Genomic DNA, 9,377 nt, shown 5'->3' with positions numbered 1-9,377 from the left:
GGAAGAGGACGAGATCACCTTCGACCTCGTCGCCTCCTACGCCTACAAGACGCGCAAGCACCTCTCCAACAGCTTCAAGCTGCGCGAGGGCCTCGTCGGCCAGTGCGCCTTCGAGAAGCAGCCGATCCTGCTCAGCAAGGTCCCCGGCGACTACATCCAGATCAACTCCGGCCTGGGCGAGGCGCCGCCGCTCAACATCATCGTCCTGCCCGTCCTGTTCGAGGGCGAGGTGAAGGCGGTGATCGAGCTGGCCTCCTTCAGCCTGTTCAGCGAGACGCACCGCAGCTTCCTCGACCAGCTCATGGAATCGATCGGCATCGTGCTGAACACGATCGCCGCCACCATGCGCACGGAAGGCCTGCTGAAGCAGTCCCAGCTGCTGACGGCCGAGCTGCAGAGCCAGCAGGAGGAGCTGAAGAAGACCAACGACCGCCTGGAGCAGCAGGCCACCTCGCTGCGCCAGTCGGAGGAGATGCTGAAGTCCCAGCAGGAGGAGCTGCGCCGCACCAACGAGGAGCTGGAGGAGAAGGCCGAGCTGCTTTCCCGCCAGAAGATGCAGGTCGAGGCGAAGAACCGCGAGGTCGAGATGGCCAAGCGGGCGCTGGAGGAGAAGGCCGAACAGCTGGCGCTGACCTCCAAGTACAAGAGCGAGTTCCTGGCCAACATGAGCCACGAGCTGCGCACGCCGCTGAACAGCCTGCTGATCCTGTCCAAGCTGCTGTCGGACAACCCGCAGGGCAACCTGCACGACAAGCAGATCGAGTTCGCCCGCACCATCCACGCCGCCGGTTCCGACCTGCTGGCGCTGATCAACGACATCCTCGACCTGTCCAAGATCGAATCCGGCACCGTGTCCATCGAGGTGGGCGACGTCCAGATCCCCGAGATGGTGGAGCACCTGGAACGCACCTTCCGGCAGGTGGCGCAGAACAAGCGCCTGTCCTTCGCCATCGAACTGCACGACACCCTGCCGAAGATCATCCGCACCGACGAGAAGCGCCTGCAGCAGGTCATCAACAACCTGCTCGCCAACGCCTTCAAGTTCACGGAGGCCGGTGGCGTCACCCTGCGCATCGGCCCGGCCGAGGACGGCTGGAGCCCGAACAACTCCTCGCTCAGCACCGCCCCGCAGGTGCTGGCCTTCTCGGTCACCGACACCGGCATCGGCGTGCCGGAGGACAAGCAGAAGATCATCTTCGAGGCGTTCCAGCAGGCCGACGGCACCACCAGCCGCAAGTACGGCGGCACGGGCCTGGGCCTCTCCATCAGCCGCGAGATCGCCCAGCGCCTGGGCGGCGAGATCCGCGTGACCAGCGCGCCGGGCGAGGGCAGCACCTTCACCCTCTACCTGCCCGTCCGCTACGAGCCGGGCCTGTCCAAGACCGCGGCGGCGGACGCGGCGGCCGGCACCCCGGCGGCGGCGGCCGAGCGCTTCGTCCTCCAGCCGCGCGGCGAGCAGGCGGACGACCGCGACACCATCATGGGCGACGATCTGGTCATGCTGATCGTCGAGCCGGAGCCGACGGCCGCCCGCTCCATGATGGACATCGCCCGCGAGAAGGGCTTCAAGACGGTGCTGGCGCAGACCGGCAACGGCGCCATCGCGCTGCTGCGCAAGGTGAAGCCCAGCGCCATCGCCATCGACCTGCACCTGCCCGACATCGACGGGCTGGCGCTCCTGGAGCTGATCAAGCACGACCTGGAGCTGCGCCACATCCCGGCGCACGTCATCGCCCCGGAGGAAAGCCGCCAGCGCTGCCGCGCGGTGGGCGCCTTCGACGTCACCACCACGCCGGTCGACATGCAGAAGCTGTCGGCCGCCTTCACCGCGCTGCGCGGCATCGTCGCCCGCGACGTGATGCGCCTGCTGGTCGTCGAGAACGACGCCGAACTGCGCGAGCAGCTGGCCGAGCGCGTCGGCGGCGAGGACGTGCAGGTCACCCACGCCGGCACGGCCAAGGAGGCGCAGCGCCTGCTGGCGTCCGAACCGTTCGACTGCGTGGTGCTCAGCTCCGGCCTGCCGCGCTCGGGCATGCTGCCGACCATCGAGCGGATCCGCGACAACCTGCCGGCCCTGCCGGTGGTGGTCTACCTGAAGAAGCCGCTGACCGACGCGGAGGCCGAAAAGCTCGACGTGCTGTCGCACGCCGTGCTCGTCCGTCACGCCGCCACGCCGGAGGAGCTGCTGGACACCACGGCGTTCCTGCTGCACCGCCCGCTTGGCAGCCTGCAGGACGACGACCGCGCGATGCTGGAACAGCTGCGCCAGCGGCAGACGGCGCTGGCCGGCAGCACGATCCTGATCATCGACGACGACATCCGGAACATCTTCTCCATGACCAGCGTCCTGGAGCAGCACCGGATGAACGTCCTGTTCGCCGAGAACGGCCGCGACGGCATCGAGCTTCTGAAGGCCAACCCGCAGGTCGACGTGGCCCTGGTCGACGTGATGATGCCGGAAATGGACGGGTACGAGGTGATGCGGGAGATCCGCACCATCGACGATTACGCCGCCCTGCCCGTCATCGCCGTGACGGCCAAGGCCATGCAGGGCGACCGGGAGAAGTGCCTGGAAGCCGGGGCGTCCGACTACATCGCCAAGCCGGTCGAGATCGACCGCTTGCTCGCCACGCTGCGCGCATGGTTGCACCGATGATGATCACCCTGCCCGACACCGGGCCCCTGGCGACCGGCGTACCCGCTGCCACCCAGGCCCCCAGCCAGCCCCTCGGCCAACCCCCCGGCCAGCCGATGATGGCTCCGGTGACGAACCAGGAAACCCGGGCCAGCGTCCTTCTGGTGGACGACGACCCGCACAACCTGTTCGCGCTGGAACAGGCGCTCGCCACGCTGGACATCGACGCGGTCAAGGCCGCGTCGGGCGAGGAGGCGCTGCGGCACCTGCTGCGGCGCGACTTCGCGCTGATCCTGCTGGACGTGCACCTGCCCGGCCTGGACGGTTACGAGGTGGCCACCCTCGTGCGCCAGCGCGAGCGCAACCGCCACGTGCCCATCATCTTCCTGTCCGGCGTCAATAAGGACGACATGCACATGTTCCGCGGCTATTCGGCCGGGGCGGTGGATTACGTCCTCAAACCCGTCGACCCGGCGGTGCTGCGCTCCAAGGTCGCCGTCTTCGTCGACCTGTTCAACAAGACGCGCGAGCTGCAGCGCCAGGTGGCCCTCAAGCAGCGCCTGCTGGACGAGAACATCCGCGCCAACGCCGAACGGCGCATCGCCGAACAGGCGCTCCAGCGCAGCGAGGAACGGCAGTCGCTGATCGTCCGCTCGCTGCCCATCGCCGTCTACAGCATGGACCTGTCGACCGGCCAGACCGGCCCGCAGTTCTTCGGCGAGATGGTGGAGCGCATGTGCGGCTTCCCGCCGTCCCGCTTCCTGGAGGATCCGGAGTTCTGGTCGGCCCGCATCCACCCCGCCGACCGCGAGCGCGTGCTGGCGGAGAAGGCGGCGGCGCTCACCAGCACCACCTTCAACACCGAATACCGCTGGCAATGCGCCGACGGCACCTACCGCCATTTCCTGGACCAGGGCGCGGTGGTCACCGTGCCGGCCGGCGGGCGGGAGATCGTCGGCACCTGGCTGGACGTCACCGAACGCCGCCGGGCCGAACAGCAGCTGGCCCAGGTGCAGAAGATCGACGCGCTGGGCCAGCTGACCGGCGGCATCGCGCACGACTTCAACAACATGCTGGCCGTCATCATCGGCAACCTGGAACGCGTCCAGCGCCACATGCAGGACGAGCCGAAGCTGGCCCAGCGCCTGGACATGGCGATGCAGGGCGCCTTGCGCTGCTCCGACCTGACGCGCCAGTTGCTCACCTTCGCCCGCCGGCAGCCCCTGCAGGCGGTGCCGCTCGACCTCAACGGCATGGTCGGCGACATGATGCAGATGCTGCGCCGCACGCTGGAGGACGAGATCGAGATCACGCTCGACCTGTCGGCCGACCTGGGCGCGGTGGTGGTCGACCGGGCGCAGGCGGAATCGGCGCTGCTCAACCTCGTCGTCAACGCCCGCGACGCCATGCCCGGCGGCGGCGGCATCCGCATCGAGACCGCCAACCTCACGATCGGCGAGGCCAGCGGCGACGAGGGCCGCGACCGCTTCCCGGAAGCCGCCCCCGGCGACTACGTGCTGCTGGGCGTGGTGGACAGCGGCACCGGCATGCCCGCCGACGTGCGCGAACGCGCGTTCGAACCGTTCTTCACCACCAAGGAACTGGGCCACGGCACCGGCCTGGGGCTCAGCATCATCCACGGCTTCGTGCGGCAGTCGGGCGGCGACATCCGCATCGACAGCGAACCGGGCCAGGGCACGGCGGTGCGCTTCATCCTGCCGCGCGCCACCGTGAACCTCGCCCGCCCGCCCGGCGGCGAGGCGATGGAGGCGGAATGCCCGATGGCCAGGCCCGGAGAGGTGATCCTGCTGGTCGAGGACGACCCCGGCGTGCGCGCCGTGGCGACCGAGGAGGTGCGCGAACTGGGCTACACGGTCGTCGAGGCGGCCGGCGCCCAGGCGGCGCTGGACCTGCTGGCCGGCGGGCAGGAGGCGACGCTGCTGTTCACCGACATCGCCATGCCCGGCGGCATGAACGGCTACGACCTCGCGGCCTGCGCGCGCGAGGCGCGGCCGGGCCTGCGGATCCTCTACACCTCCGCCTATCCGGAATTCGCGCTGGCGCGCAGCCGGGAATCGAAGGTGCCGGCCCCGGTTCTGCAGAAGCCGTACCTGCGCCACGAACTGGCCCGCGCGCTGCGCGCGGCGCTGGACGCGGCCGTGGGTGCCGAGATGGCGTGCGACTGACGGAGGTAAGGGAAAATGGCTTCATCCGGTGCGACCCCGGAGGAGACGCCGCCGCGCGTCCTGATCATCGAGGACGAGCCGCTGATCGTCCTGGACCTGACGGCCATCCTGAAGGAGCTGGGGTGGAACGTGTGCGCCGTGGCCGGCACCGCCGAGGACGCCATCAAGGCGGCCGCGCGGCATACGCCCGACCTGATCCTGGCCGACATCCGCCTGCCCGGCCCGCAGGACGGCATCGACGCCGTGAAGGCGATCCAGGCGGCCCGCCGCACGCCGGTGCTGTTCGTCACCGGCAACTGGCGCGAGCTGCGCGCCCGCGGCCTGCCGGACGCCATGGCGATCGGCAAGCCCTTCCTGCCGTCGGTTCTGCGGCAGGCCATCCGCACGGTGATGAATGATGGCGGTTAAGATGGCGGCCAAGATGACGGCGCAGATGGCGGCCGAGCTGGCCGAACCGGCGCCCGGCGCCGCCCCGCCGCCGGCCGGCGGCCTGCTGCACCGCCTGCCGCGCGAGACGCTGCTGGGCTACGCCTGCATCGCCTGCCTGGCGGTGGTGGCCGGCACCTTCCTGATCTTCGCCGCCTCCAGCTACGAGCGCGTCATCGCGCGCGGCGAGCAGCAGGCGCGCGACGCCGCCTTCTTCTTCGCCGACCACGGCTCCCGCCTGTTCGAGGCGACCGACCTCGCCACCGGGGAGGCCATCGCCGCCATCGAGAACGAGGGATGGGACGCCGTCGCCGCCTCGCAGAAGACGTGGCAGGCCCTGCACCGGCTGAGCGAGCGCTTCCCCTACGTCGACGCGCTGTTCCTGGCCGACCAGAACGGCATGGTCCGGCAGGTCAGCGCCACCTTCCCGGTCAATCCCTACAGCGTCGCCGACCGCGAGTACTTCCGCGTCCACCGCGACGGCAAGCCGGCGCTGTACATCAGCGGCCTGCTGGTCAGCCGCGCCACCGACCACCTGGGCTTCGTGCTCAGCCGCCGCATCAACGGCCCGAACGGCGAGTTCCGCGGCATCGCCGCCACCATCATCGACGTCGACTACTTCGCCGAGTTCTACCGCTCGGTCAACCTGCCCTACGGGCCGGTGATCAGCCTGTTCCGCAAGGATCTGCAGCTGCTGGCGCAGTACCCGCCGGCCACCGTCGGCGGCCCGCCGCACGTCACCGGCGCCGACGCCATCCGCAAGGCCATGGCGACCGCGCCGGGCGACGCCCCCGCCCCCACCTCGGCCGCCGCCGTCAACGGTACCGCCAACGGCACGGTCAACGGCACCGCGTCGGGCACCGTGACCGACACGGAGGACGGGCGCCGGATGATCATCGCCTACGCCAAGATCGCCAACCTGCCGCTCTACGTCAGCATCGCCATCGAACGCGACGCGCTGCTGGCCGTGTGGCTGGAGGATTCCCGCGTGCCCGGCGGCATGGCGGCGGTGGCGCTGCTGGCGCTGGGCGCGCTGTCGATCCTGGTGTTCCGCCAGGCCCGGCGCGACGAGCGCGCCAAGCGCATGCTGGAAAGCGAGGTGGAGGCCCGCACCTCCGACCTGCGCGCCGCCAACGCCCAGCTGGAGATCCTGGTGCAGGAGGTGCACCACCGCGTGAAGAACAACCTGCAGGTCATCTCCTCCATGCTGCGCCTCCAGTCGATCCAGATGGAGGACGACGGCGTGCGCAAGGCGCTGCAGGACTCGGTCAACCGCGTCCACGCCATGAGCCTCGTGCACGAGATGCTGAGCAGCCAGGGCGACCGCACCGGGCTGGAGTTCCGCGAATACCTCCAGGACCTCACCGACCAGCTGAAGGAATCCTACGGCGTCGCCGACCGCGTGACGATCGCCATCGAATGCGAGGACCTCAACCTCGACATGACGCGCAGCATCCTCCTGGCGCTGATCGTCAACGAGATCTTCTCCAACGCGCTGAAGCACGGCTTCAGCGACGGCCGGCGCGGCACGCTGACCATCAGCGTCGGCCGCCAGGGCAACCGCGCCACGCTGACCATCCGCGACGACGGCGCCGGCCTGCCGTCCGGCTTCGACTGGCGCAGCGCCTCCAGCCTGGGGCTGCAGATCGTGCAGTCGCTCACCACCAAGCTGGGCGGCGAGGCGTCGCTGACCACCGCCGGGGCGAGCGCCGGGGAGCGCGCCGGCATGACCACCTTCTCCCTCGGCTTCCCGCTGCGCGCGCCCGGCCCGCACAGCCACGCCGACCCTATGGACATGCAGGTTGCCTAGCCTCTTTCCGCTTTGGCCTATCTGCCACCTCGCCACTGGCTGATTGGGCGCGGGGTGGGGTATAGTCCGCACAAACGGTTCAGCCTTCGCATGGTCGCGTCTCGGAGTCACACGTGAATAAGAACGTAATAATCGTCGACGACAGCAAACTCTCGCGCATGCACTTGCGTGGAATCGTCTTGCGCCACAGGCCGGACTGGAGCGTGTCGGAAGCGGCGAACGCCTCGGAGCTTTTCGAGGAGCTGGACAAAAGTAGTATCCATATCGCCATAATCGACTACAACATGCCGGGCATGAACGGCCTGGACGCCGCCACCGAGGTGCGCCAGCGCCACCCCGACGTGCACATCGCCATGGTCACCGCCAACGCCCAGGACGCCGTCGTCGCCGGCATCCGCGCGCTGGGTGCGGCCTTCCTGCCCAAGCCGGTGGACGAGGAGCAGATCAAGCACTTCCTGGCGTCCACCTTGCTGCCGCGCCGCCCGGCCGCCGCCCCATGATCGTATTGAGCGAGATCGAGACCGACGCGCTCGCCGAACTCGCCAACATCGGCGTGTCGAAGGCCTCGGTCGCGCTCAGCCGCATGGTCGGCGACGAGGTGGCGATGTCGGTGCCCACCGTCGAGGTGGTGCCCTGCGCCGAGGCGGCGCGCCGCTTCGACGCCGAATACGCCGGCCGCCTCGTGGCGGTGTCGGAGCGCTTCTCCGGGCCGATGGCCGGCGTGGCGCTGCTGGTCGTCCCGGAGGCGAGCAGCCTGGAGCTGGTGCGCGCCGCCCTGCCCGACGAGGTGCCGCCCGACGAGGCCGGCGCGCTGGCGCCCGAGGCGCTGGCCGAGGTCGGCAACATCGTGCTCAACAACTGCCTGTCGTCCATGGCGAACATGCTGGGCGCCGGGCTCGACACCGCGCTGCCGCGGGTGCTGTACGGCAACGGGCTGGAAGTCTTCGCCCAGTGCGGCGCCGGCGAAGGGTCCGGGGCGACGGCCATCGTCTTCTCCGTGCGCACCCGCATGAAGGCGCGCAACGTCCCCGCCCAGATCGTCGTCGCCGTCGACACGGCGTCGGAAGAGGCGCTGCGCGCGCGCCTCGCCGCCTATGTGGAGCGCGTGCTGGGCTGACGCCGCGCCGCAACGACAAGAACGACAACAAGAGGCGCCCGGCCATGACCCGGCGCACCGCATCAGGGAAGTGTCACCGATGGCTCTCGTGAAGAAGACGCAGATCACCCGCACCGCCGGCACGCCCGCCGCCACGCCGGAGCCGGACGACACGGTCGTCCTCCCCCGGGACGATGCGGGCGGCGAGGCGCAGAAGCGCCGCGTGCGCGCCAACACCCGCCGCCGCAAGGCGGCCGAGGGCATCGCCACCGCCTCCAGCCAGCTCGCCAGCGGCGTGGCCGAGGCCGCCGCCGCGGCCGAGGAACTGCGCAAGGCCATGGAGCAGATCGCCGCCGGTGCCGAGGAGGCCGCCGCCGCCACCCAGCAGTCGCAGCGCATGATCGACCGCGCGGCCGAGATGGTGCAGCGCGCCCGCGGCAACGCCGAGGTGGCGGTCGGCAAGGTCGAGGCGCTGGACGGCACGGTCAAGGTGGTCAGCGCACAGATCCTCGGCTCCATCGAGGCCATCGTCAGCGCCGCCGAGCGGCAGGAGGCCGCCGTCGCCCTGGTCCGCGAGCTGGAGCGCCAGGCCGGCGAGATCGGCGCCATCGTCCAGGGTGTCGCCCGCATCGCCGACCAGACCAACCTGCTGGCGCTGAACGCCGCCATCGAGGCGGCCCGTGCCGGCGACGCCGGCAAGGGCTTCGCCGTGGTCGCCGACGAGGTGCAGGCGCTCGCCGAGCGGTCGGAGCGCTGCACCCGCGACATCCAGGGCCTTGTGGCGCAGATCCAGGAGACCGTGGGCGGCATCGCCCAGGGCATCGTCGGCGCCGCCGACACCGCCCGCGCCGAGGTGGAGCGCGGCCGGCAGGTGGCCGGACAGCTGGAGCGCGTGCGCGGCGACATGACCGCCATCGCCCACGGCGCGCGGGAGACCATCAAGGCCGCCGCCGAGGCCGAGACGGCCGCGCGCGAGGCGCAGAAGGGCGGCGAGAACATCGCCGCCGCCGCCGAGGAGCAGTCGGCCGCCAGCGAGGAGGCGCTGAAGACCGTCGGCCAGCAGGCCCAGGCGCTGTCGCAGAGTGAGCGCGCCGCCGCCCAGCTGTCCGAGATCGCCGACGACCTGACCGGCGCCGCCGACATCCGCCGCACCGCCGAGGAGGTGGCCTCCGCCGCCGAGGAGCTGTCGGCCGCCATCGAGGAGATCAACCGCGCCGCCGCCCA

Annotated in this window: 7 protein-coding genes; all 7 read left to right on the top strand. The window is 70.5% G+C overall.

Features of this window, described 5'->3' with window-relative positions:
* On the top strand, positions 1-2,656 hold a 2,656-nt coding region (locus tag VED21_RS04610; RefSeq protein ID WP_324881145.1), incomplete at its 5' end, for a response regulator.
* The gene (locus tag VED21_RS04605) at positions 2,653-4,821 is read left to right on the top strand and encodes a response regulator (RefSeq protein WP_324881144.1); all 2,169 of its coding nucleotides are present in this window, start codon (positions 2,653-2,655) and stop codon (positions 4,819-4,821) included. The genes VED21_RS04610 and VED21_RS04605, both read left to right, overlap by 4 nt.
* A gap of 15 nt (positions 4,822-4,836) precedes the next feature.
* Positions 4,837-5,229 carry a response regulator gene (locus tag VED21_RS04600; protein WP_324881143.1) on the top strand — a complete coding sequence of 131 codons (393 nt, stop codon included), beginning with the start codon at positions 4,837-4,839 and terminating at the stop codon, positions 5,227-5,229.
* A gap of 1 nt (position 5,230) precedes the next feature.
* A complete protein-coding gene (locus VED21_RS04595; RefSeq protein ID WP_324881142.1) occupies positions 5,231-7,057 on the top strand; it encodes a sensor histidine kinase in 1,827 nt (608 codons plus the stop codon).
* Positions 7,058-7,170: 113 nt separating this feature from the next.
* A complete protein-coding gene (locus tag VED21_RS04590) occupies positions 7,171-7,557 on the top strand; it encodes a response regulator (RefSeq protein WP_324881141.1) in 387 nt (128 codons plus the stop codon).
* Complete coding sequence (locus VED21_RS04585; protein WP_324881140.1) at positions 7,554-8,174, top strand: chemotaxis protein CheC; 621 nt, start codon at positions 7,554-7,556, stop codon at positions 8,172-8,174. Before VED21_RS04590 ends, VED21_RS04585 begins: the two co-directional genes overlap by 4 nt.
* Positions 8,175-8,253: 79 nt before the next feature.
* Positions 8,254-9,377, top strand: a 1,124-nt coding sequence (locus VED21_RS04580; RefSeq protein ID WP_324881139.1) for a methyl-accepting chemotaxis protein, incomplete at its 3' end; no start/stop codon positions are given.

Origin of the sequence: Azospirillum sp. (genome assembly GCF_035627195.1) — a bacterium.
Taxonomy (GTDB): Bacteria; Pseudomonadota; Alphaproteobacteria; order Azospirillales; family Azospirillaceae; genus Azospirillum.
This window is presented reverse-complemented; position numbering and strand designations above follow the sequence as displayed.

Bases quoted from the DNA above. Each gene is read 5' to 3' on its own strand.
- VED21_RS04605 (WP_324881144.1), top strand. From the start codon at position 2,653: ATGATGATCACCCTGCCCGACACCGGGCCCCTGGCGACCGGCGTACCC.
- VED21_RS04595 (WP_324881142.1), top strand. From the start codon at position 5,231: ATGGCGGCCAAGATGACGGCGCAGATGGCGGCCGAGCTGGCCGAACCG.
- VED21_RS04600 (WP_324881143.1), top strand. From the start codon at position 4,837: ATGGCTTCATCCGGTGCGACCCCGGAGGAGACGCCGCCGCGCGTCCTG.
- VED21_RS04585 (WP_324881140.1), top strand. From the start codon at position 7,554: ATGATCGTATTGAGCGAGATCGAGACCGACGCGCTCGCCGAACTCGCC.